Source organism: Herbiconiux sp. 11R-BC, from assembly GCF_049472555.1.
Classification (GTDB): domain Bacteria; phylum Actinomycetota; class Actinomycetes; order Actinomycetales; family Microbacteriaceae; genus Herbiconiux.
The window spans coordinates 921,231-945,449 of the sequence record NZ_JBCEBO010000001.1 but is presented as its reverse complement, the minus strand read 5'-3'; the positions used below and the strand labels follow the sequence as shown (position 1 = coordinate 945,449).

Annotated in this window: 17 protein-coding genes; 14 read left to right on the top strand and 3 right to left on the bottom strand. The window is 72.0% G+C overall.

What is annotated here, in order from left to right; translation table 11 throughout:
• The first annotated feature begins 34 nt into the window (after positions 1–34).
• From VD659_RS04180 to VD659_RS04170, 3 genes are all read left to right on the top strand, one after another.
• Positions 35–1,420: an aminotransferase class III-fold pyridoxal phosphate-dependent enzyme gene (locus VD659_RS04180; RefSeq protein WP_137836563.1), complete on the top strand. Its 1,386-nt coding sequence runs from the start codon at positions 35–37 to the stop codon at positions 1,418–1,420.
• Entirely contained in the window at positions 1,417–2,520 is a 1,104-nt protein-coding gene (locus VD659_RS04175; RefSeq protein WP_423259859.1) for an SMP-30/gluconolactonase/LRE family protein, read from the top strand. The genes VD659_RS04180 and VD659_RS04175 overlap by 4 nt, the downstream gene beginning before the upstream one ends.
• A 99-nt stretch (positions 2,521–2,619) precedes the next feature.
• Positions 2,620–3,300, top strand: coding sequence for a hypothetical protein (locus VD659_RS04170; protein ID WP_423259858.1), 681 nt, complete (start codon positions 2,620–2,622; stop codon positions 3,298–3,300).
• 53 nt (positions 3,301–3,353) lie between these two features.
• Here the strand turns inward: VD659_RS04170 and VD659_RS04165 are convergent, their stop codons facing one another.
• Positions 3,354–5,699 (bottom strand): transglycosylase domain-containing protein, encoded by a 2,346-nt coding sequence (locus VD659_RS04165; RefSeq protein WP_423259857.1) that lies wholly within the window; start codon positions 5,697–5,699, stop codon positions 3,354–3,356.
• 103 nt (positions 5,700–5,802) lie between these two features.
• On the opposite strand from VD659_RS04165, the gene VD659_RS04160 reads away from it, so the two are divergent.
• Both VD659_RS04160 and VD659_RS04155 read left to right on the top strand, forming a co-directional pair.
• Entirely contained in the window at positions 5,803–6,876 is a 1,074-nt protein-coding gene (locus VD659_RS04160; protein WP_423259856.1) for a cell wall-binding repeat-containing protein, read from the top strand.
• Positions 6,877–6,929: 53 nt separating this feature from the next.
• The gene (locus VD659_RS04155; protein WP_423259855.1) at positions 6,930–7,451 is read left to right on the top strand and encodes a mycothiol transferase; all 522 of its coding nucleotides are present in this window, start codon (positions 6,930–6,932) and stop codon (positions 7,449–7,451) included.
• A gap of 11 nt (positions 7,452–7,462) precedes the next feature.
• On the opposite strand, the gene VD659_RS04150 is transcribed toward VD659_RS04155, so the two are convergent.
• The gene (locus VD659_RS04150; RefSeq protein WP_423259854.1) at positions 7,463–7,930 is read right to left on the bottom strand and encodes an NUDIX hydrolase; all 468 of its coding nucleotides are present in this window, start codon (positions 7,928–7,930) and stop codon (positions 7,463–7,465) included.
• Positions 7,931–7,946: 16 nt separating this feature from the next.
• Positions 7,947–9,407, bottom strand: coding sequence for an amidophosphoribosyltransferase (gene purF / locus VD659_RS04145; protein WP_137836570.1), 1,461 nt, complete (start codon positions 9,405–9,407; stop codon positions 7,947–7,949).
• 179 nt (positions 9,408–9,586) lie between these two features.
• On the opposite strand from purF, the gene VD659_RS04140 reads away from it, so the two are divergent.
• The 9 genes from VD659_RS04140 to VD659_RS04100 all read left to right on the top strand — a co-directional run bounded on the left by VD659_RS04140 (position 9,587) and on the right by VD659_RS04100 (position 24,218).
• Positions 9,587–11,986 (top strand): cell wall-binding repeat-containing protein, encoded by a 2,400-nt coding sequence (locus VD659_RS04140; RefSeq protein ID WP_423259853.1) that lies wholly within the window; start codon positions 9,587–9,589, stop codon positions 11,984–11,986.
• 165 nt (positions 11,987–12,151) lie between these two features.
• Positions 12,152–13,453, top strand: coding sequence for an efflux RND transporter periplasmic adaptor subunit (locus VD659_RS04135; protein ID WP_423259852.1), 1,302 nt, complete (start codon positions 12,152–12,154; stop codon positions 13,451–13,453).
• Positions 13,454–13,514: 61 nt separating this feature from the next.
• On the top strand, positions 13,515–14,255 hold the full coding sequence (locus tag VD659_RS04130; protein WP_423260046.1) for an ABC transporter ATP-binding protein: 741 nt from the start codon (positions 13,515–13,517) through the stop codon (positions 14,253–14,255).
• On the top strand, positions 14,252–15,484 hold the full coding sequence (locus VD659_RS04125) for an ABC transporter permease (RefSeq protein WP_423259851.1): 1,233 nt from the start codon (positions 14,252–14,254) through the stop codon (positions 15,482–15,484). The genes VD659_RS04130 and VD659_RS04125 overlap by 4 nt, the downstream gene beginning before the upstream one ends.
• Before the next feature lie 103 nt (positions 15,485–15,587).
• Positions 15,588–16,496, top strand: a complete 909-nt coding sequence (locus tag VD659_RS04120) for a DUF5666 domain-containing protein (protein ID WP_423259850.1) — start codon at positions 15,588–15,590, stop codon at positions 16,494–16,496.
• Between the two features lies 1 nt (position 16,497).
• Entirely contained in the window at positions 16,498–18,735 is a 2,238-nt protein-coding gene (locus VD659_RS04115) for an HlyD family efflux transporter periplasmic adaptor subunit (RefSeq protein ID WP_423259849.1), read from the top strand.
• 89 nt (positions 18,736–18,824) lie between these two features.
• Positions 18,825–21,356: a cell wall-binding repeat-containing protein gene (locus VD659_RS04110; RefSeq protein ID WP_423259848.1), complete on the top strand. Its 2,532-nt coding sequence runs from the start codon at positions 18,825–18,827 to the stop codon at positions 21,354–21,356.
• 94 nt (positions 21,357–21,450) lie between these two features.
• Positions 21,451–22,569, top strand: coding sequence for a phosphoribosylformylglycinamidine cyclo-ligase (gene purM, locus VD659_RS04105; protein ID WP_423259847.1), 1,119 nt, complete (start codon positions 21,451–21,453; stop codon positions 22,567–22,569).
• Between the two features lie 143 nt (positions 22,570–22,712).
• Positions 22,713–24,218, top strand: coding sequence for an amidase family protein (locus VD659_RS04100; RefSeq protein ID WP_423259846.1), 1,506 nt, complete (start codon positions 22,713–22,715; stop codon positions 24,216–24,218).
• The last annotated feature ends 1 nt before the right edge of the window (position 24,219 follow it).

Genomic DNA, 24,219 nt, shown 5'->3' with positions numbered 1-24,219 from the left:
GGGCGCGAAACACCCCACGGGTTAGGCTCGGGGCATGGCTTCCACGACTGAATTCTCTGTTCCGCAAGAGCGCAAGCTCGTCACCGAGCTGCCCGGCCCGAAGTCGCGAGCCATGCACGAGCGCCGCCGCAAGACCGTGAGCAAGGGCGCGGGAACCCTCGCCGACATCTACATGGACCACGGCGCCGGAGCCATCCTCGTCGACGTCGACGGCAACCAGATCATCGACCTCGGCTGCGGCATCGGCGTCACCACCATCGGCCACGCGCATCCGGAGGTCGCGGCCGCCGCCGCCGCCCAGGCGGGCAAGCTCACCCACACGCTGTTCACCGTCACCCCCTACGAGAACTACCTGCTCGTGGCCGAGAAGCTCGCCGAGATCACGCCCGGCGACTTCGAGAAGCGCTCGATCCTGGTGAACTCCGGCGCCGAAGCCGTCGAGAACGCGGTCAAGATCGCCCGCAAGTACACCGGTCGCCGCGTGATCGCCGCACTCGACCACGCCTTCCACGGCCGCACGAACCTCACCATGGCCATGACCTACCGCCCCTGGCCCGAGCGCGCCGGCATGGGCCCGATGCCGGGCGACATCTACAGCGTGCCGATCAGCTACCCCTTCCGCGACCCCGACGGGATGACGGGCGAAGAGGCTGCCGAGCGCACCATCGACTACATCAACACCCACATCGGCGCCACCGAACTGGCGGCCCTCTTCGTCGAGCCCATCCAGGGCGACGGCGGCATCGTCATCCCGGCCCCCGGCTTCTTCAAGCGGCTCAGCGAGTTCTGCACCGAGAACGGCATCGTGTTCGTGGCCGACGAGATCCAGGCCGGCATCGCGCGCTCCGGCGCCTGGTACTCCATCGAGCACCACGGTGTCGTGCCCGACCTCGTCACCAGCGCCAAGGGCATCGCGGGCGGCTTCCCGCTCGCCGCCGTCACCGGTCGCGCCGAGATCATGGATGCGGTTCAGCCCGGCGGCATCGGCGGCACCTTCGGCGGCAACCCGGTGTCGACCGCGGCGGCGCTCGCCGTGTTCGACATCATCGAGCGCGACGGCCTCATCGCCGAGGCGCAGCGGGTGGAGCGCGCGTTCTTCGCCCGCATCGGCGACTGGGCCGACCGCTTCAGCATCGTCGGCGAGGTACGCGGCAAGGGCGCCATGTTCGGCGTCGAGCTCGTGCATCCCGGCACCAAGAAGCCCAACCCCGAGGCCCTCAAGGCCGTCATCCAGCACGCCGCAGCGAACGGCGTGATCGTGCTGGATGCGGGCAGCTGGGACAGCGTGCTCCGCTTCCTCCCGAGCGTCGTCATCAGCGAGGAGCTCATCGACGACGCCGCCTCGGTGATCGAGGAGAAGCTCGCCGAGCTCTCCGTCTCCGCCGCAGCGGCGGTCGAGCTGGGCGAGCCGGCCGAGTGACGCTCGGCGCGCCGACGAGGTACACCGCGCATCCGCTCTCCGGCGAGGCCACGTGGTCGCTCGCCGAGGGGGTGCTGTGGGATGCGCGGGCCGGCCGGCTGCGCTGGGTCGACATCGAGACGGGCACCGTGCTCTCAGCGCCCTTCGACGGCACGACGCTCGGGCCGGTCGCAGCCGCGCAGGTCTCGCTCGCGGGGGTGCCCACGGCCGGGGCGCAGGCGCACGCGGCACGCGTCGAGGCTGCGCGGACCGCGCTGGAGCCGACGGCGTCCGCGGGCGCGGGCGAGCCCCGGCATCTCGCCGACGCCGCGCTTCCACCCCACAAGATCGGCGCCATCGGCCTCGGCGACGACGGGCGCCTCGTGGCGGCGGTCGACAGCTCTCTGGTGCTGATCGACCCGCCGGAGTCGCTCGATCCGCGCGAGGCGCAGGCGCTCGCATCCGGATTCCTGCTCGCGGCGCCCGGCCGTCGCCTCAATGACGGCGTCTGCGACCCCGCCGGCGGCTTCATCGTGGGCGCGCTGAGCGACGCGAGCGGCACCGGCGCGGCCGAAGAGCTCGTGGTGCGTGTGGTCGCGGACGGCCTGGATGGCGCGGGCGGCCCGGGCTCGGTCACCGTACTGCGCGACGACATCGAACAGTCGAACGGCATGGGCTTCTCGCCCGACGGCCGCACCTTCTACCTCATCGACACCGTGCCCGGCCGCATCTGGGCGGCCGACTTCGACGCCACCGGCGACCGCGGTGCGGCCGGCGACGCCGGCTCGCTGCCCACCACCGACTGGCGCGTCGCCTTCACCCTGCCGGGCGAATACCCCGACGGCATGCGCGTCGACGACGAGGGGATGCTCTGGATCGCCGTCTGGGGAGCCGGCGAGGTGCGCCGCTACCGCCCCGACGGCGAACTGCTCGCCGTGGTCGAGGTCGATGCGCCGTTCACCACCTGCGTGGCCTTCGCGGGCCCCGACCGCCGCAGCCTCGTGATCACCACCTCGAACCGCGACCACACGGCCGCCGAGCGCCTGGCCCGCCCGCACGCCGGTGGGCTCTTCGTCGCCCGGATCGACGTGGCCGGCCCGGAGCCCTACCGCTTCGGCTGAGGGACGCCGTCGCCACGGCACTGGCGCGACGGCCCTGATTTCGCCTACTGTTGTCGATGAACGGCATGGCTGATGAGGAGTCGTCGATCGGGGGACAGGATGCGCACACGGTCAGGAGTGACGGTCGTGGTCGCGATCGCGGTGGCCGCGATCCTCGCCGGGTGCGCATCCGCGCCGGCGGTGCCCGTCGGAGGCGAGGCGCCCGACGCGATTGTGGCGGCCCCTGCACCGACGCCGATCGTCGCCCCCTCGGCGCCCGTGGACCAGGCCGAGTTCGGCACCGGTGACGCGGCCACCGACATGACGCTGCTCAGCAGCGAGGTCGTGAACGGCCTGCTGGCCGTGCGCGACTACGCCCCCACCGCGCATCCGGATGTCTACACCGACATCGGCAGCGGCACACGGGGCGATCCCGACGTGCTGCGCATCTACCTCACCGAGCTCGACCCGGTGGTCGAAGCCGATCTCCTTCGCGTGGCGGGAACGCCGCCGGAGAAGGTGCTCTTCCTGCAGTCGGTGTACTCCGCCGCCGCGGCGAAGCCGGTCGCGGAGAAGGTGACCGCGTTGTCGGAGGATCTGCGCTCGGAGGGAATTCAGCTCACCTCCTGGGGCATGGACACAGACGGGTACGTCGACATCTCCATCGAGGGCCACGATCCGGCGCAGATCGACCGCCTGTTCACTCTCTTCGGCCCGGCGGTGAAGTTCACCACCGACACTCTGCCCGCGGTCGCGTTGGATGGCGGATCCGCCGCAGCGCCCGCGCCAGCAGTGCCCTGACCGGTTCGGTTCTCGCGAGCGACGGTTCCCCGTCGCCTGCCGCCGTGGACGGCTCAGCCGCCCGCGGTCCCCGACCCTCCACCGGTTCCTGAACCGCCGCCGGCGGCTCCGGCGCCGGCGGCCGGGGCCGTCGACGTCGGGGTGGGCACGGGCACGACCGGGTCGGTGGTCTGCGTGGGAACCGGCGCCGGCGCATCCGTCGCGGTCGGGGTGGGTGTCGGCGTGTCGGTCGGCGTCGGCGTCGGCGTCGACTGGTTGTTCAGCGTCGAGCCGTTCACGAGCGCTCGGTCGGGGTCGGGGAAGTCGCCGCCGCCGAGCACGTCGTCGTTGCCGGTCATGACCGACCTCCAGATGCGGTGCCGAACCGAAGCTCCGTCGTAGCCGTTCGAGGTGATGTCCGAGAGCGAGACGTTGCCGGTGACGTTGCCCACCCACACGGCCGTGGTGGCCTTGGTGGAGGAGCCGACCATCCAGGTGGCCTGCTCGTTGTCGGTGGTTCCGGTCTTGCCGATGTGGGTGATGCCGTCGTCGGGGTCGGATGCGGTGGCCGTTCCGCTCTGGATCGGCCCGAGCATCGCATACGCCACGGTCGCCGCGATGTTCGGTTGCAGGGCCTGCTGGCAGTTCGCCGACGGCGGGGTGATCTCGGCGCCGGTGGGGTCGACGATCTTGTCGATCGCGATCGGCGAGCAGTACAGGCCGTTCGCGGCGATGCCGGCGAAGGCCGCCGCCATGGTGACCGGCGCGATCTCGTTGGTGCCGAGGATGGCGGCGGGGTAGGTCTCGAGCGGGGCACCGTCGGCGCGGTGCACGCCGAGCGAGGTGGCGACGTCGCGGATCGCGCAGAGGTCCATCTTCTGCGCCATGGCCACGAAGGCGTTGTTCACCGAGTTGGTGAGCGCGCTCTGCACCGACATGGTGCCGGGGCGTTGGCTGCCGTCGTTCGCCGGGCTGTAGGGGCCGCTCGAAGCGCCGCCGCAGGTGTTGGTGAAGGTCGAGGTGTCCCAGGTCACGGCGTTCCCGCTCACGCGGTCGCTCAGGGTGTGGCCCTGCATCAGCCACTCGGCGAGCGTGAAGACCTTGTAGGTCGACCCCACCTGGAAGCCCGAGGAGCCGCCGTAGTCGATGTCGGTGCTGTAGTTCACCGCGGTGACACCGGGGGAGGTCACGGTGGAGTCCTCGTTGAAGGTGGTGTTCTGCGCCATCGAGAGGATGCGGCCCGTGCCGGGTTCGACGGTCACGATCGACGAGCCCAGGTCGAGCTCCTCGCTCGACGCCGGCACGTACTGCTTCATGGTGGAGTCGGCGTTGGCCTGCAGCTGCATGTTGAGCGTGGTGTAGAGCTTGTAGCCGCCCTGCTTGAAGTTCGACCAGCGCGCATCCGCGGTGTCGCCGAAGGTGGAGTCGTTCTTCACGATCCAGGTCACGTAGTCGCAGAAGTAGGTGGCCCCGATGGCGGCGGCCTGGCATCCGGTGGTCGGCTGCGTGATGTTGGGCGTCACCGGGGTGGCGACGGCTTCGTCGTACTGCGCTTGCGTGATGGCCTTCTGCTTGAGCATCGAGGCGAGCACGTCTTCGTTGCGCCGCGCCTCGTTGTCGGGGATGTTCTCGGCCTGGTCGATGCGCAGCGCGTTCGGGGCGTTGACGGTGGCCGCGAGGGTGGCGGCCTGCGCGAGGGTGAGGTTCGCGGCGCTCACGCCGTAGTAGTAGTTCGCGGCGGCCTCGATGCCGTAGACCGAGCCGCCGAAGTTCGCGATGTTGAGGTAGCCGAGCAGGATGTCCTCTTTGGAGTACTGCTTCTCGAGCGCGATCGCGAGGCGCATCTCGGTGAGCTTGCGGTCGAGCGACTCGGTGGTGGCGGCCGCATAGGCGGCGTCTCGCTCGGCCTGGGTGGGCAGCTGGGTGGCCTGTTGTACCAGGATGTTTCGCACGTACTGCATGGTGATGGTGGAGGCGCCGCTCGACACCCCGCCGGAGGCGACGTTGCCCACGGCCGCGCGCAGGCTCGACGCGATGTCGACGCCCGCGTGCTCGTAGAAGCGCGGGTCCTCGGTGGACACGACGGCGTCCTTGACGTACTGCGAGATCTGGTCCCAACCCACGTCCTGCCGGTTCTGGTCGAACACGGTCGCGAGGAGGGTGGTGCTGCCGTCGGTGTTCGTGCCGTAGATCTCCGATTTCTGCGCCAGCGTGGTGGGACGGATGTAATCGGGCAGCGTGTTGAGCACGTCGACCGAGCGCGAGGCGTAGACGCCGGTCACGGCCATGGCGGGAACGGCCAGCACCGTCACGAGTAGGGCGGCGATCACGCTGAGGAGGAGGATCAGGCCGGCGGGGCGCTGGGTGCCGTCGACGGTGCGCTGGAACGCGGCGACGAGGCGCTGGGGTCTTTCGGGCATATGCACGAGGGTAAGGGCTGCTGTTCCGAAGAACCTGGATGCGCGGCGTGCCGCAGGTGGAAGCCCGCTGAGTCACCCGTTCCAACATGAGATAAGATCAACTATGCCCCGTGCTGGTCTTCGTCTCCGCCTCCTCTCGCTATCTCTCGCCGCCGCGGCCGTCGCCTCGGCGCAGTTCGCTCTCGTCGGGTCGGCCGCCCCGCCGGCCCGGGCATCGAGTGCGGTGGGAGAAGTCGAAGAGGGGTGCCCCGGCCAGGTGCACGACTCGAAGACGGGAGTAGGGCGCATCGGGGGTGCGGATCGATACGACGTGGCCGCCGCCGTGTCGAGGGACGCGTTCGCGGGCGGCGCCGCCGGCGTCTTCATCGCTTCCGGCGAGACCTTCGCCGATGCCCTCTCCGCCTCGGCGGCGGCCGGCTCGATCCGTAAGCCGGTGCTGCTCGTGACCCGTGACGCGATCCCCCCGGTGATCGCCGCCGAGCTCACACGCCTCCACCCGACCGCGATTCAGATCGTCGGCGGCCCGAACTCCGTGAGCGCCGGCGTGGAGGCGGCGCTGAAGGCCTTCGCCCCCACCGTGGGCCGTTACGGTGGGGCCGATCGCTACGAGGTCGCGTCCACGGTCGCCACGCACACCTTCAACCTCGGAGCAGACTCCGTCTATGCCGCATCCGGCGCGGTGTTCGCCGACGCCCTGGCGGGCTCAGCGGCAGCCGCGGCCCGCGTCGGGCCGATGCTTCTCGTGGGGCGCGACCAACTGCCGCCCGGGGCGGCGGTCTATCTGAGCTCCAAGCCGGCCAAGAGCGTCTCGCTCCTCGGCGGCACGGCCACGGTCTCCGATTCGGTCGCGCTGCAGCTGGGCGAGCTGGCGCGCACGAACCGGGTCGCGGGTGCCGACCGGTTCGACGTGGCCGCCGCCGTCTCCAGACGACTGTTCTGCGTGGGAACCCACACCGTCTACGTGGCCTCGGGCATGACCTTTCCCGACGCGCTGTCCGGTGCGGCTGCCGCCGCGACCAACGGCGGGCCGATGCTGCTGGTGACCAGAGACACGATCCCTCCGTCGATCGCCGACGAGCTGCGCCGCCTCCAGCCGACGCGCATCGTCGTGCTGGGAGGCACGGCGAGCATCTCCGATGCCGTCGCGGACCAGCTGACGGGTTTCCTCGCGCCCTGATCGCGCGGCATCAGCAGTGTGCCGCTGTCGGCGGACAGCCGTAGGCTGCGAGCATGACCAGCAGCATCGATCTTCTCGAAGACGCCTTCACCCGCATCCGTGACACCGTGCGCCGGGCCGCGGGCGGCCTCGAGCCCGACCAGCTCTCGGCCCGGATCGACCCGGAGGCCAACTCGATCGCCTGGCTGGTGTGGCACCTCACCCGGGTGCAGGACGACCACATCGCCGGCGTCGCGGGCACTCCCCAGCGCTGGACGGACGGCGGCTGGGAGCAGCGCTTCGGCCTGCCCTTCGCTCCGGATGCCACGGGCTACGCCCAGTCCGCCGCCGAGGTCGGGCAGGTGGCCGGCCCCGGCGTCACCGCCGAGAACCTCGTCGGTTACCACGAAGACGTCTACACGGCCACGGTCGCCTACCTGCACTCGCTCGACGACGGCGACCTCGATCGCGTGGTCGACACATCCTGGAACCCGCCGGTCACCCTCGCGGTGCGGCTGGTGAGCGTGCTCTCCGACGACCTGCAGCACGCGGGCCAGGCCTCGTTCGTGCGCGGCGTGCTCGAGCGCCGCGCCTAGAGCGACACGCCTCAGAGTTCGAAGCGGGCCCGCTCCACGCCGTCGAGGGCGTGCCGGATGCGCGCGCGCATCTCGTCCGACATCTCCGGCAGCTCGTGGGCCGCGAACCAGCGCGCCTCGGTGTTCTCGCCGTCGGCCGGGAAGGGCTCGCCCGACTCGTAGCGCATGCGGAAGGTGATGTCGAGGTAGAGCGAGCGGTCGCCGTTCGGGTAGACCACCTCGGGGATGGTGTGCACCCAGGCCAGGTGTTCGGCGGTCGCCACCACGTCGGCCTCCTCGAGCACCTCGCGGGCGGCGGCGGTCGCCGGTTCCTCGCCGGGGTCGACGATGCCGGTCACCGGCGTCCAGGCGCCGTTGTCACTGCGGCGCACGAGCAGCAACTCCTCGCCGCGGGTCACCACGGCCGTGATACCGGTGAGCCAGAGCTGGTCGTTGCCGATCTTCTCGCGCAGCGCGAGCACGAAGTCAGGGGTGGCCATGCGTCGAGCCTAAGGGCTAGGAGAGCTGGTTCTTCTCGACCCAGGCGAGGTACTCGGGAGTGACGGTGCCCGTCACGTAGTCGCCGGTGAAGCAGCTCATCTCGAGGTCGTGCACGGTGCTGGAGCCCTGCGTGATGGCGGCCCGCATGTCCTCGACCTCCTGGTAGATCAGGTGGTCGGCGCCGATCGCGGCGGCGATCTCGGGGATCTTGCGGTCGTGGGCCACGAGCTCGTGTCGGGAGGGCATGTTGATGCCGTAGACGTGCGGGTAGCGCACGGGCGGCGCCGCCGACGCGAAGGTGACCTTGTTGGCTCCGGCCTGCCGGGCCATGTCGACGATCTCCTTCGAGGTCGTGCCGCGCACGATCGAGTCGTCGACGATCAGGATGTTCTTGCCCTTGAACTCGGTCGACATCGCGTTGAGCTTCTGCCGCACCGACTTCTTGCGCGCGGCCTGCCCGGGCATGATGAAGGTGCGCCCGACGTAGCGGTTCTTGTAGAAGCCCTCGCGATACTCGACGCCGAGCTTCTGGGCCACCTGCATCGCGGCGGGCCGCGACGAGTCGGGGATGGGCATGACCACGTCGATGTCGCCCATCGGGGTGTAGCGGGCCACGGTGTCGGCGAGGTAGTTGCCGAGCCGCAGACGCGCTTCGTAGACCGAGATGCCCGAGAGCACGGAGTCGGGGCGGGCGAGGTAGACGTACTCGAACGAGCACGGTACGAGCCGCGAGTGCGGCGCGCACTGCTTGGCGATGAGCTCGCCATCGAGCGTGATGAACACGGCCTCGCCGGGCGCGACATCCCGCACCACCGCGTAGCCGAGGCTCTCCATCACGAGCGACTCGGAGGCCACCACGTATTCCATCTGACCGCTCTCGAGCAGGCGCGAACCGATGGTGAGCGGGCGGATGCCGAACGGGTCGCGGAATGCGAGCAGGCCGTGCCCCGCGATCATCGCGATCGTGGCGTAGGAGCCCTCCACCCGCTCGTGCACGCGCTCGACGGCGGTGAAGATCTGGTCGGGGTCGAGCGAGAGGCCGGTGATCTGCGACTGCAGCTCGTTGGCGAAGACGTTGAGCAGCACCTCGGTGTCGGAGTTCGTGTTGAGGTGCCGGCGGTCGATGCTGTAGAGCTCGTCGGTGAGCTCGCGGGTGTTCGTGAGGTTGCCGTTGTGCACGAGGATGATGCCGTACGGCGCGTTCACGTAGAACGGCTGCGCCTCCTGCTCCGCGGATGCGGTGCCCTGCGTCGCGTAGCGCACGTGCCCGAGGCCCATGGTGCCGAGCAGCGAGCGCATGTCACGGGTGCGGAACGCCTCGCGGACCTGGCCCTTCGCCTTCACGATGTGGAAGACGCTGCCCTCGGCGGTGGCGATTCCGGTCGAGTCCTGCCCCCTGTGCTGGAGCAGCAGGAGGGAGTCGTACACGAGCTGGTTGACGGGGTCTGACGAAACGATGCCCACGATGCCGCACATTGCACCAATTCTATCGTGCGCGGCGCGGCCCATGTCGATTGCCCTATGCTGGTCCGCATCCGGGTGGGGGGAACCGCTTCGGCCGCTTGCAACAACGCCCGACCGAAGGACCCTGAATGGCCCGCTCTGCCGCCAGCTCTGGCCGTAGCGTCTCTCGTCCCGCCCGTTCTGTTTCTGCCGTGGTGATCGCGGCGCTCGCCGGGGTGGCCCTGCTTCCGGGCGCCGCGCCCGCGTGGGCGGATCCGGGTCCGGCCGCCGACTCCACGGCCGCCGCCTCGGAGTCGCCGGTGGGCGACGCCGGAGCGCCGCCGACGCGCACGTCGATGCCCGACTTCTCCCTCGACGCCTATGTGCAGCGGGCTGCTCAGCTGCCGTCGCCCCTCGTCGCCGCTCTCGATTCACAGCTCGGTGAGAGCCCCGAGGCCTATCTCGCGGGAGCGGATGCGGCGGCGGCCGCGGTCTCCGTCGTGACCTCGCTGACGGCATCCGGGGTCGACGTGCTCAGCTCGCGCCTCGAGGGCACCCGCCTCGTGGTGACGGTGCCCACCGAGACCGACGCCGCGCTCGCCGAGGCCGCCAATGCGACCGCCCAGGTCGACCCTTCCGGCAGCCGCGAGAGCCGCTCGGAGGCCGCCGGGCTCAGCCTCGATCCCATGATGGACCAGGTGGTGGGTGGCCAGGGCATCTTCTTCGGCAACTCGTCCGGCGACGCCGGGGTCTGCTCGGTCGCCTTCGTCGGCCGCGACCGGCGCTACTACAACGAGCAGTTCCTGACCGCGGGTCACTGCCAGATTCCCGGCGACAACGGCTTCATCCGCGCCCTCGAGCAAACCAGGCCTGGCGACCCGAACCCGAGCGACGGCGGAGAACTCGGCTATCGGCAGCCCGAGACCACCGCCATCGGCAACGAGATCGATGCGGCGCTCATCACGAGCCAGACCATGGGCGGAACCCTGCCGGCTGTCGGCACTTGGAACTCGGGGGCGAACGACGGCCCCGCCAGCGCGGGGACGATCCAGTCGATGCTCGACTACGGCGACGCCGTCGTGGGCCAGACGCTGTGCAAGTCCGGCAGCACCACGGGCTGGACCTGCGGAACGGTCGAGCACGTCGACCAGCTGGTCACGGTGGGCGCCGGTGGCCCGACGGTCAACCTCGACATCGTGCGCGGCATGTGCACCCAGCCGGGCGACAGCGGGGGATCCGTGATCGCCGGACCCTATGCGATGGGCCTCGTCTCGGCCGGATCGGTCGGGGCGTGCACGCCCACGAGCGTCACCGGTGTCTTCCCGATGACGGCCGCCAAGGTCAACGGCGAGCAGTACGGCTCGGTGCGCAGCTACGAGTCGAACTGGGAGATGACGGTGCACGCGCCGATCCCGACTATCACTCGGCCGAGCTACGGCGGCACCCTGCAGTGGGGGCAGCCCATCACCGGCACCTTCACGGACGGAACCCCGAACTACACGATCAGGGTGCGGATCGACGGCGGAGTGCAAGGGATGGAGCAGATCTACACGGCCAAGCTCGCCGCCGACCTGAGCTGGTCGGTCATCCCCACAGGGGTGACGAACGGCTTCCACCAGTTCACCGTCGGCTCGTACTTTGGTTCGGGCCAGGGCGTCACCTACTCCGGCGGTAATGGCGGCATGTTCACCATGCAGGGTGCCCCGACGGTGTCGCGCATCGCCGGCGGCGATCGGTTCTCCGGTTCGGTCGAGATCGCGAAGCGGGCATTTCCGGGCACAGCGCCGGTGGTCTACGTCGCCACAGGCGCTAACTACCCGGATGCGCTCAGTGCGGGCCCCGCGGCCGTCGCGCAGGGTGGTCCGCTCCTCCTCGTGACTCGCGACGACATCCCCGCCGCCGTGCTGCAGGAGATCCGCTCGCTCTCGCCGTCGAGGATCGTCATCGTCGGTGGTCCGAACTCGGTCGGGCCGGCCGTCGAGTCCGCGTTCCGCACTCTCATTCCCCAGGCCACGGTGGAGCGGTTGGCAGGCGCCGATCGCTACGAGGCCAGCCGCGCCGTGGTGTCTGCGGTGTTCCCGGAGTCCGGTCACGCCTTCGCGGCCACCGGCACCAATTTCCCTGACGCGCTCTCCGCCGGCGCTGCCGCCGGCACTGCGGGCGAGCCGGTCGTGCTCCTCAATGGTCCGCAGAGCGCAGCGGATGCCGCGTCCCTCGGGCTGTTCCGCGCGTTGAAGACCTCCGCCATCACGGTGGTGGGGGGACCGAACTCGGTGTCGCCGGGCGTCGTGACGTCGCTCGGAACTGTTCCGGCCGTGGTCGAGCGACTGTCGGGGGCGGACCGCTATGAGGCATCCATCGCCGTGAATCGATCGGCCTTCAGCGCGAGCAGCACCGTCTATCTGGCCACGGGCTCGAACTTTCCCGACGCGCTCGCCGGCGGAGTGCTCGCCGGCCTGAAGAGGGCGCCGTTATACGTAGTTCCCACCGATTGCGTTCCGCAGGGGGTGTTGCACGACATCGGGTCGCTGGGCGCCACGAGCGTCGTGCTGCTCGGCGGGCCGAACTCCTTGAGTCCCGCCGTCGCAAGCCTGACGCCCTGCGCATTCTGAGGTCGCCCTCCACCCGCTGACCCTTCGGGCGCGCGTCGACCCCGTCCGGAATCCGGGGCTTCATAGCCGGGCCCAAGGCTCGCGCAATGGCGCTGATAGATCGTCTCCCTACTGTCGCAGAGACCGACACCCGCCCGGAGCTCGTCCGAGCCGATGAGGGAGACCATGAAACTCGTCCAATTCTTCAAGCGCATCCGCCTGCGCACCTGGATCATCGCGGGCCTCGCCGCCGTGCTGGTGGTCGGGAGCGGCACCACCTGGGCGGTGCTCGCGCTCACCGCCGGCTCTGCCCGGGCGCAGTCCGCGCCCACCTCGATGAGTGTCGCCGCGAGCCTGCAGACCATGCAGAAGACCGTCGACGGCACCGGCACCCTCGCTCCGACGGTGAACGAGAGCGTCGACTTCGCCGTCGCGGGCACCGTCACCGCGGTGAACGTGACCGCGGGCCAGACCGTCGCCGCCGGCGACACGCTCGCCACCGTCGACACCCTCACCGTGCAGGCCGACGCCCTCTCGGCGCAGGCCACGCTGGCCTCGGCCGCCGCGAAGCTCGCGTCGGCCGAGGCCGCCGACGACGGAACGGATGCGTCGGCCACCACGATCGCCGCCGACGCGGCCGCCGTCGCCGTCGCGCAGGCCGCCGCCGACAAGGCCGCGGCCGCCGTGGCCGACGCCACGCTGACCGCTCCCGTCGCCGGGCTCGTCACCGCCGTGAACCTCGCCGTGGGCGACGCCGTGACGGGCTCTGCGAGCTCCAGCTCCGGGGGCAGCGGAACGGGGGCGGCGGCATCCGGAACCGGAACCGGCTCATCCAGTTCCAGCTCCACCTCCAGCTCACAGTTCACCATCGTCTCCACCGACTCCTGGACCGTGAGCCTCTCGGTGGGCGAGACCGACGTCGCCAACGTGAAGGCGGGCGACCAGGTGGAGCTCTCCACCACCGACAACACCTCCTTCTTCGGCACGGTGAGCACCGTGGGCCTGCTGCCCTCCACCACCTCCGGTGCGGCCACCTACCCCGTCACGATCGCGGTGACCGGCACTCCGACCGGGCTCTACGACGGGGTCTCGGTCACGGCATCAGTGGTGTACGAGAAGCGCACCGACGTGCTGACCGTGCCGAGCGCGGCCGTCACCACCGCCTCCGACGGCACCACCACCGTGACGAAGGTCGACTCGGCGGGCGCCGAGACCACGACCACGGTCACCGTGGGCGAGACGGTGGGCACGCTCACCGAGATCACGGCGGGGCTCGCCGAGGGCGACCTCGTGAAGGTCACCGTGTTCACGCCCGGCTCCGGCAACAGCGGCACGGGCACCGGTTCGGGTTCCGGCTTCCCGGGCGGCACGGGTGAGTTCCCGAGTGGCGGCACCTTCCCCGGTGGCACGTTCCCGGGCGGCACCGGCGGCACGGGCGGCACGGGCGCAGGCACCGGCACGACGCAGGGAACGTCGAGCCGTGGCTGACGCGCGCGCACTGCTCCCCGCATCCGGCGGCCGCCCCTCCCGGAGCGCCGACGCCGAGCCCGTGATCGCCCTGCACGGCGCCCGCAAGATCTACCGCAGCGGCACGATCGAGTTCGAGGCCCTGCGCGGAGTCGACCTCGAGATCACCGCCGGGGAATACGTGGCCATCATGGGGCCGTCCGGCTCGGGCAAGTCCACGCTCATGAACGTGCTCGGCTGCCTCGACACCCTCACCCACGGCAGCTACCGCCTGGCGGGAAACGACGTCGACGACCTCGACGAGGCCGAGCTCGCCGAGATCCGCAACCAGCAGATCGGCTTCGTGTTCCAGCAGTTCAACCTGCTGCCCTCGCTCGAGGCCTGGCGGAACGTCGAGCTGCCGCTCGTCTACGGCCGGGTGCCGGCGCACGAACGCCGCGCCCGCGCCGAACGCGCGCTGGAACGCGTGGGCCTCGGCTCCCGCTTCGCCAACAAGCCCGGCGAGCTCTCCGGCGGCCAGCAGCAACGCGTCGCCGTGGCGCGGGCGCTCGTGGGCGAGCCCACCATGATCCTCGCCGACGAGCCCACCGGCAACCTCGACTCGGTCTCCACCGAAGACGTGCTCGGCCTCTTCGACGAGCTGCACGCCCTCGGCCGCACCATCGTGCTCATCACCCACGAGCTCGAGGTGGCCCAGCGGGCCCGGCGCATCGTCCGGGTGCGCGACGGGCTGATCCAGGATGACGACGGGGCCGGCCCCGGCGCAGGCCCGGCGCGGGCGCGGGGCGCGCTCGGCGCATCCGGAACCGAGGTGGCCGCATGAACTGGGCCGAGACACTCCACACCAGCTGGGCAGCCGTGCGCTCGCACGCGCTGCGCTCGCTGCTCACCGTTCTGGGCATCCTGATCGGCATCGCGGCGGTGATCATGACCGTGGGCCTCGGCCTCGGCACGCAGAAGGACGTGAGTTCGCAGATCTCCTCGCTCGGCAGCAACCTGCTGATCGTGTCGCCGGGCTCGAGCACGAGCACCGCGGGGGTGCGCGGCGGCTTCGGCACCGGCACCACCCTCACCGCGGCGGATGCGACCGCGCTGGCCTCCACGGTGAACGCACCCGACATCGTCGGCGTCGCCGCCGAGAAGAGCACCTCACTCTCGCTCACCGCCAACAGCACGAACTGGACCACGACGGTCACCGGCACCACTCCCTCCTGGCTCGACGTGCGCTCGCGCACGATGCTCTCGGGCTCGTTCATCACCGACGCCCAGCAGGCCGCGGCCGACTCTGTGGTGGTGCTCGGCTCCGAGACGGCCACCGAGCTCTTCGGCACCACGCGGGTGGTGGGGCAGACCGTCACCATCGACTCGCGCAGCTTCCAGGTGGTGGGGGTGCTGGCCTCGGCGGGCTCGAACTCCTCGTCGAACCTCGACGACGTGGCGATCGTGCCGCTGTCGACGGCTGCCAGCCAGCTGATCGGGGGCACCGGGAGCAACTCGGTGTCGACCATCTACATCAAGGCGGCCTCCGACACCCAGCTCTCCGGCGCCTACCAGGAGGCGGAGTCGGTGCTGCTCAACCTGCACTCGATCAGCGACAGCTCCTCGGCCGACTTCACCATCAGCAGCCAGGATGCGCTGGTCGCCACGGCCACGTCGATCTACCAGACGCTGACGGTGCTGCTGACCGGCATCGCCGGGCTCTCCCTGCTCGTCGGCGGCATCGGCGTGATGAACATCATGCTGGTGTCGGTGACCGAGCGCACCCGCGAGATCGGCCTGCGCAAGGCGCTCGGGGCGCCGCCCTGGGCCATCCGGAGGCAGTTCCTCGTGGAGGCCGCCATCCTGGGCCTCAGCGGCGGCGTGCTCGGGGCCGTGCTCGGCATCGGGGCGGCGCTCGTGCTGCCCGGCGTGATCGGCTCCTCGGTGGTGATCTCGCCCGCCGCCGTGGGTCTGTCGATCGGTGTGGCCATCGCCATCGGCCTCGTGTTCGGCGTCTACCCCGCCACCCGGGCGGCCCGGCTCGCGCCGATCGACGCCCTGCGCAGCGAGTGATGCCGCTCCGCTCCCCGGTTGCGGCCGGGCTCCGGCCCACCCGGTCGCCCGGCTTCCCCTCCTTCCTCCGCTTCCCCTGAATCACCCGACAGAAATGACGCGAATGATCTCCTCACGCCTTCCCCGCTCCGTCCCCGCCCGGCTGGGCCTCGTGCTCGCCGCCGCCGGCGTGCTCGCCCTCTCGGCCTGCGCCTCCACCACCGACCAGGCGTCGGCCCCCGTCGCCTCGGCCGCGCCGAACGCCCAGCAGGGCGTGGCCGCGGGCGGAGGCACCTCGGGCACCATCGCCGCCATCTCGGGCACGACCCTGCAGGTGCAGGACTCCAGCTCGCAGACCGCCGTCAGCTACGACTCGAGCACCACCATCACGCAGAGCGTGGCCGCGGCACTCAGCGACGTGACGAACGGCGTCTGCATCACCGCCATCAGCGGGGGAGCCGGGATGCCCGGGGGCACCTCCACCGCCACGCCGACGCCCGCGGCGACGGACTCCTCGGGCACCTCGACGACGGCGGCCACCCGCGTGACCATCACGGCGGCCGAGAGCGGCGCCTGCACCACCGGCTTCGGCCAGGGAGCGGGCGGCGGCGCGGCCATGGGCGGCACGCCGCCGACGGATGCGCCCGCCGGCGTCATGCCGAGCGGCGCTCCCGCCGCGGGTGCGGCCGGCGGCTTCGGCGGGTTCACCGGCGGTCTCGTCACCGCGGTCTCCGGCAGCACCATCACGGTACAGACCACCGCGAGCGACGGCACCATCTCGAGCTCCGAGGTGACGGTCGACTCCTCGACGAGCTACACGAAGACCGAGACGGCCGACTCGACCGCCCTCGTGGTGGGCAAGTGCGTGACCGCGCGCGGCGAAGCCGACAGCAGCGGCGCGGTCGCGGCCACCTCGCTGACGGTGTCGACGGCGGGCGACTCCGGATGCTCGACCGGCGCCGGCCCCGGCGGCTTCGGCGGGCAGCGTCCGGGCTCGGGCTCGGCTTCCGGAACCACGACGAGCGGGAGCTGAGATGAGCCGCACGACCACTCCTGACCCCTCGCCGGACGGCGGCACCGGGGGCGCCGACGGCGGCGCCCTGAGCGGAACCGCCGCCGCGGGCACGGCTGTGCTCGCGCTCTCGCCCAAGGCGCTCAAGGCGCGCAAGCGGCGGCGCAAGCGCGTCATCGCGATCGTCGCCACCACCGCCGTGCTCTGCGCGGTCGGCGGCGGCACGGCGTTCGCCCTCACTCGCGGAACGGCGGCGTCGTACCGCACCACGACCGCCGAGCTCGGCACGGTCGACGAGACGCTCGCGCTGAGCGGCACCGTCGCCTCGGCCACGCGCAAGGATGCGGCCTTCCAGGTGGGCGGCACCGTCGGCTCGGTCTCGGTGAAGGTGGGCGACACCGTCACGGCGGGCCAACAGCTCGCCGCGCTGGACACCACCGATCTCGAGGCCGCCATCACCTCGGCGCAGGATGCGCTCACTCAGGCTAACGACCAGCTCACGAGCGATCTCACGGCGCAGTCCTCGACCTCGAGTTCGAGCTCGGCCTCGAGCGCTTCGGGGGCGGCATCCGGCACCACGGGCGCGGGGACGGGAGCCGGCGCCGGTGCGGGTGCATCGGGCGGCTCCGGGAGCTCCGGCTCCGGATCGGGCAGCGGGGCGGGCTCCGGGAGCGGATCAGGGTCGGGCTCGGGGTCGGGGTCCGGCTCCGGCTCCGGCAGCACGGTCGACCAGGCGGCGGTGACCGCTGCGGTCGCGGCCGTCACGGCGGCGCAGCAGGCTCTGCTCGCGCAGTACGCCACGGCGTCGGCGGCGCTCGCCACCACGCAGGAGACCATCACCAGCTCGGATGCCACCTGCCAGCCGTTCCTGCAGGCCACGCTCGACTCCCTCACGAGCGGGTCGGGCTCGACGGGAACAGACGGCTCGGGCACCACCGGCACCGACGGAACGGGCACCACCGGAACAGACGGCACGGGCACCGACGGCTCCGGCACGGGCTCGACCCCCGACGACGGCGGACTGCTCGACTCGATCAAGGCCGACCTCGCCGCCTGCCAGAGCGCGATCGCCGAGGTGCAGACCGAGCAGACCGCCGTGAACACCGCTCAGAGCGCCGTGCTCACACTCATGGATCAGCTCGACGCCGCCGTGGCCGCCCTGCAGACCGCGCTCGCCGGCACGACCGGCGCCGGCACGACCGGCTCCGGCTCGACCGGCTCCGGCTCGACCGGCTCGACCTCCACCCCGACCCCCAGCGCCACCCCCACCTCGGCCGCCGCCGCCTCGGCGATCAGCGGGGGCGGCGCGGGGAGCGCGACCATCCGGCTCGCCTCGGCCACGACCTCCGTGCCCGCCGCGGCGCAGACCGCGACCCTCGCCACCGCCCTCACGACCGCGCCGGCCGCGACCGACTCGAGCGGCGCATCCGGAACCGGTACGACCGGCGCGGGCACCGCATCCGGAACCGGCGGCAGCACCACCTCGGCCACGATCACGGCCGAGACCATCGTGGCCGACCAGGCGCAGATCGACCTCGCCACCGCGAACCTCGCCGTCGCCCAGCAGAAGCTCACCTTCGCGGCCCTCACGAGCCCCATCGCGGGCACCGTGGCCGGCGTCGCGATCGCCGCGGGCGACACCGTCAGTGCTGCGTCGACCACGGCGATCATCACGGTGATCGGCACCGACGGCTACGTGGTCGACGCCACGGTCACGCTCGCGAACGTGGGCAAGCTCGCCGTGGGGCAGACCTCCGCCATCACACTCACGACCAACGACACGCCCCTCACCGGCACGGTCAGTTCGATCGGTGTGCTGAACGTGTCGACCGATTCGTCGACGCAGTCCTACGAGGTCACCATCGCGATCGACCCCACCACGGTGTCGCTGCTCAACGGGGCCTCCGCGCAGGTGGCGGTATCGGTGGCGTCGCAGGATGCGGTGCTCACCGTTCCGACCTCGGCCGTGCACCGCTCGGGAACCGACTACGCGGTCGATCTGCTCGTCGACGGCGTCTCGACGGCCACTCCGGTGCAGATCGGGGCGATGGGCGCCGAACGAACCGAGATCACCTCGGGCGTCTCGGCCGGCGACACGGTGGTGCTCGCCGACCTGAACGCCGACGTGACCGGCACCAGCAGCTCCACCTCGAGCTCGAGCGGCGGGCTCACCGGCCTCAGCGGCTCCGGCACGACGGGAGGAGCGGGGAGCTTCGAAGGCCCGCCCTCCTTCCAGGGCGGGCCGCCCTCCGGGGGCTGACCCGGCGGCGTCGGGGAGAGCCGTTAGGCTGGGGCCGATCCGAGCCGGGGGACTCGCCGCCTCGATCACGCCGATCGAGAGGGATGCGCGTGCCACGCAGCGACGACCGCCACCGAATGCTCATCACCCGGCTCGCCCGGGGCTGCACCGCCGCCGCGCTCGGGCTCGCGCTGGCCGCCGCCGCGCTGGTGCCCGTGGCTGCGAACGCCGCGCCCGGGCCGTCAGCGCCCGGGCGGGTGAGCGCCCCGGTCGCGGACGCCGGCCGGGCCGGCGTCGCCACGGGCCCGACCGACCCGGATGCGGCGACCCCAGCGCCGTCTCCGGCCGGCGACCTGGCGACGCCCGACCCCGACCCCGCCTCCCCGTCGCGCATGGGTTCGTACCCGGCCGAGGCGTACGCGGCCGCAGCCGCCGCGCTGCCCGACGACCTCGCCGCCGCCATCCAGGCCGACCTCGGCAAGACCCCGGCCGACTACCTCGCCGGAGCCGACGCCGCGGCCGACGGGGTGGCCGTGGTCGACGGCTTGACGGCATCCGGAGTCGACGTGCTCGGCTCGCGCCTCGACGGCACCGCTCTCGTGGTGAACGTGGCGACGGCGGCCGACGCGGCGCCCGTGAAGGCCGCGAACGCGGTCGCCGAGATCGGCGAGCCCGCCGCCTTGGACGTCTCCGCTCACACCTTTCGGCCGCTCGGCGACCTCGTGGGCGGCCAGGGCTACTACTCGAAGAGCGGAACGGGGTCGTCGATCTACCTCTGCTCGGTCGCGTTCAACGGGTACGACATCGCCACGAAGGCCAACCAGTTCCTCACCGCCGGGCACTGCCGGGTCTCCGGCACGCTCGACAGCGGGCGGGTCTACGAGTCGAAGCAGAGCGCTCCCGGCCTGACGCCGATCCAGGCCGGTCCCGTGCTCGGCCAGCCCATCGACTCCACCGTCCACTTCGGCGACGAGCTCGACTACGGGCTCGTCGCCACCGACCCGGCCTGGAGCGCCGTTCCGCGCGTCGGCACCTGGAACTCGAACGCCGGGCCCGTGACCGCGGGAACGCAGCAGGTGCTCCGCGACTACACCCAGGCCATCGTGGGCCAGTCCATCTGCAAGTCGGGCCGCACCACCGGGTGGACCTGCGGCACCGTGCAAGCAGTCGACGAGCTCGTCGACGTGGAGGACCACTCCGGCCAGGGCGTGCAGGTGAACAGCGTCATCTCGTCGATGTGCGCACTGCCCGGTGACAGCGGCGGAGCGGTGCTCTCGGGCGCCTACGCCATCGGCTTGCTCTCGGCCGGCGACTTCGCGTCGAGCTGCAGCGAGTCGGGAAAGTTCACCGCCGCGTTCCCGCTCGTCTCGGCGCCCGGCTCCGGCTACGGCTCGGTGCTCGGCGCGCAGCCGGGCTGGGAGCCCGCGGTGTCGGTGTCGGCGCCGACGGTCTCGCAGCCCTCCTCGGGCGGCACCCTTGCCCTCGGCGCCGCCTTCACGGGCACTGCTCCGGATGCGGGCGGACACTTCACCGTGCGAGTGACGATCGACGGGTCATCCGTCTTCACCGCGTCGGTGGCGAGCGATCACACCTGGTCGGCCGACGTCTTCGGGCTCGCGTCCGGCCAGCACAGTTACAGCGTCGTGACCGTGTTCGGCTCCGGCACCTCGGTCTCGACTCCGGTGACCGGAACCTTCACCCTGACCGCCCCCACCACCACCCGCATCGCCGGCGCCGACCGCTTCGAGGTGGCCGTGAACGTCGCCGCCCAGGAGTTCCCGGGCTCGGCGACCGCCCCCGTCGTCTACATCGCGACCGGCGCGAACTACCCCGACGCGCTGAGCGCCGGGCCCGCCGCGACCGTGCAGGGCGGCCCGCTGCTGCTCGTCACCCGCGACGCCGTGCCCGCCTCGGTGGCGAGCACCATCCAGCGGCTCGCCCCGACGGCGCCGGCCGCACCGCTGCGGATCGTCATCGTCGGTGGGGTGAACTCCGTGTCCGAGGCGGTCGCCGCTCAGCTCGGCGCCCTCGTGCCCGGCGCGAGCGTGGAGCGCCTCGCCGGCGACGACCGCTACGCCGCCAGCCGTGCGGTGGTGGCCTCGGCCTTCCCCTCGGCCCCGAGCGCCTACGCGGCGACGGGGGCGAACTTCCCCGACGCGCTGTCGGCCGGCGGCGCGGCCGGTTCCGCCGCACGCCCGGTGCTCCTCGTGAACGGCGGCGCCGACTCGGCCGATGCGGCCACGATCGGTCTCTTCCGGAACCTCTCCACGACCAGCATCACGGTGGTCGGCGGTGTGAACTCGGTGCACGCGGGCGTACTGCAGTCGCTCACGACGGTGCCCGCATCCGTCACCCGCATCGACGGCGCCGACCGCTTCGCCGCGTCGATCAACCTCAACCACGCCGCTTTCACGCAGGCGTCGAAGGCCTACCTCGCCACCGGCTACAACTTTCCCGACGCCCTCTCGGGCGGGGTTCTCGCCGGCATGACGGATGCGCCGCTGTTCGTGGTGCCCACCGAGTGCGTTCCGCGCGGGGTGCTGCGCGAGTTCGCCCGCCTCGGAACCATGCAGGTGACGCTGCTCGGCGGGCCGAACTCGCTCTCCGCGGCCGTCGCGAACCTCACACCCTGCGGTTTCTGACGGCGGCGTCGGATGCGCGTGGCCCGAGCGCGCATCCGGCCGGCCCGCGGAGGCCGGGTCTGCGCATCCGGCCGGCGTCCGCGACAATAGAGGCATGAGCAACAGTTACGCCGCGGCCGGAGTCGACACGGAGGCGGGCGACCGCGCCGTCGAGCTGATGAAGGCGGCGGTGCAGCGCACGCACGGTCCCGAGGTGCTGGGCGGGGTGGGCGGCTTCGCCGGCCTGTTCGACGCCTCGGCGCTGAAGCAGTTCGCGCATCCGCTGCTCGCCACCTCCACCGACGGCGTCGGCACCAAGGTGGCCATCGCGCAGGCGCTCGACAAGCACGACACCATCGGGCAGGACCTCGTCGGCATGGTGGTCGACGACATCGTGGTGGTGGGCGCGCGGCCGCTGTTCATGACCGACTACATCGCCTGCGGACGGGTGGTGCCCGAGCGCATCGCCACGATCGTGGCGGGCATCGCGCGGGCGTGCTCCGAGACCGGGACCGCGCTCGTGGGCGGCGAGACGGCGGAGCATCCGGGCCTCATGGGCGTCGACGACTACGACGTCGCCGGTGCGGCCGTGGGTGCGGTCGAAGCGGATGCGGTGCTCGGCGCCGAGCGGGTGCGTGACGGCGACGTCGTGCTCGCGCTCGCCTCCTCGGGGCTGCACTCGAACGGCTACTCGCTGGTGCGCAAGATCCTCGCGGATGCGCAGCTCGGCTTCACCTCCTCCTCGGCCGAGTTCGGTGGCGTGGTGGGCGAGGTGCTCCTCGAGCCCACGCGGCTCTACACCGGGCCGCTCGTGCGCGTGCTGGCGACACCGGCGCTGGCGGGCGCCATCCACTCGCTCTCGCACGTCACCGGGGGCGGCATCGCGGCGAACCTCGCGCGGGTGCTGCCGCGCGGCTCGTGGGTGGAGGTCGACCGCTCGACCTGGTCGCCCTCGGCGGTGTTCCGGGTGCTCTCCTCGCTCGCGGGGTCGACGCTCGAGAGCGCCGAGGGCACGTGGAACCTCGGCATCGGGTTCTTCGCCGTGGTGTCGGCCGCTTCGGCTCCGGCCGTCACGGCGGCCATCGAGGCCGAGGGGATCGCCACCTGGCAGGTCGGCACGGTCTCGACGGCGGCGCGTTCGGCCGAGTCGCTGGCTGCCGAGGGCTTCGAGCAGGGCGCCAAGGGTGTCGACGGCGGCGCCGTGCGCCTCGTCGGCGCGTACGCCGCGGCCTGACCCCGCCCGCCTGCCCCGTCTCTCTCCCCACGTCCCTCCCCGGCGAGACGTCGATTCGACGCGCTTCCGGGCGCTCTTGGACGACTTCGTGACGTCTCGACCCACGAAACACGCGCGCAATGCGGGCGGGGGATGATCGGGGGATGCCCGACACCTCCGCAGCCGGTCCCCTTCGTGCCACCGCAGCGCTCGCCCACCTCGACGGCACGGCGATGCTCGCGGCCCTCGACGCGCGGGAGATCAGCGCTGCCGAGCTGCTCGAGCAGCACATCGCCCTCATCGAGGCGCGCAATCCCGAGCTGAACGCGGTGGTGAGCACCGACTACGCGGGAGCACGGGCCGCCGCGGCCGAGGTCGACCGGCGTCGCGCATCCGGAGCCCGCAGCGGCGGCGCGGGTGTCACCCCCGGAGAGCCTGGCCGGGCGGGGGCGGGGGCGGGGCTGGGCGGCGGCGCCGATGCGCTCGGGCCGCTCGCCGGCCTGCCCTTCACGGTCAAGGACTCCTTCGACGTGCGCGGGCTCCGCACCACGCAGGGGCGCCTGGTCGACTCCCGCATCGCCACCGTCGACGCGCCCGCCGTGGCCCGCCTGCGGGCGGCCGGCGCGATCCTGCTCGGCAAGACCAACTTGCCGCTCTTCCTCGCCGACTCCCAGTCGGTCAACGACGACTTCGGCCGCACCGGCAACCCCTGGGACCTCGCCCGCACCCCCGGCGGCTCCTCGGGCGGCTCGGCCGCCTCCGTCGCCGCGGGTTTTGCCGCGGGCGAGGTGGGCAGTGACCTGGCGGGGAGCATCCGGGTTCCCGCGTCGTGGTGCGGCGTCTTCGGCCACAAGCCGAGCACGGGAACCGTCTCGAAGCAGGGGCACATGCCCTGGCCCGACGGCGGCCTGCTCGAGCCGCCGCTCTCGGGCACCGGACCGATGGCGCGCTCGGCAGCCGATCTGCTGCTCTACGCCCGCACGATGTTCGGCGCGGCGCCGCAGGATGCGGTGGGCTGGCGCCTCGACCTCCCCCCGGCCCGCCGTTCCCGCATCGACGGCACCCGGGTGGGCCTGTGGTTCGACGACCCGGTGGCTCCGGTCGACGCCGAGACCCGCGCGGTGCTCGAGCGGTTCGCGCAGCGCCTCGAGGCGGCCGGATGCACGGTGACGCCGCTCGCGTGGCCTCCCGTCAGCGGGGCGGCCGGCATCGAGCTCTTCGAGCGCCTGCAGGAGGTCGAGCTCGCGCACGCGGCCGACCCCGACGCGCCGCCCGTGCTCGTCGACCTGCGCCGGGTGTGGGGCGACTGGCAGGAGCAGCGCCGCATCACCGCCGCCTGGACGCGCGTCTTCGACGAGGTCGACGTCGTGCTCGCGCCCACGGTTCCGACGGTCGCGCCGGCGCACTCGGCGGTGCCCGCCGGGGAGCGGATGCTGTCGCTCGACGGCGTGCCGCATCCGGCTGCGGACGTGGTCGGCGCGTGGAGCCGGCTCGCGAACGTGGGCCGTGGCCCGTCGACGGTGGTGCCGCTCGGGCGGGGTGGTGCATCCGGTCTGCCGGTGGGCGGGCAGCTGATCGGACCGTACCTCGAGGACTTCACGCCGCTGCAGTTCGCCGTGCTGCTCGAGCGTGAGGGACTTCTCGCGTTCGAGGCGCCGCCCGGCTGGTGAG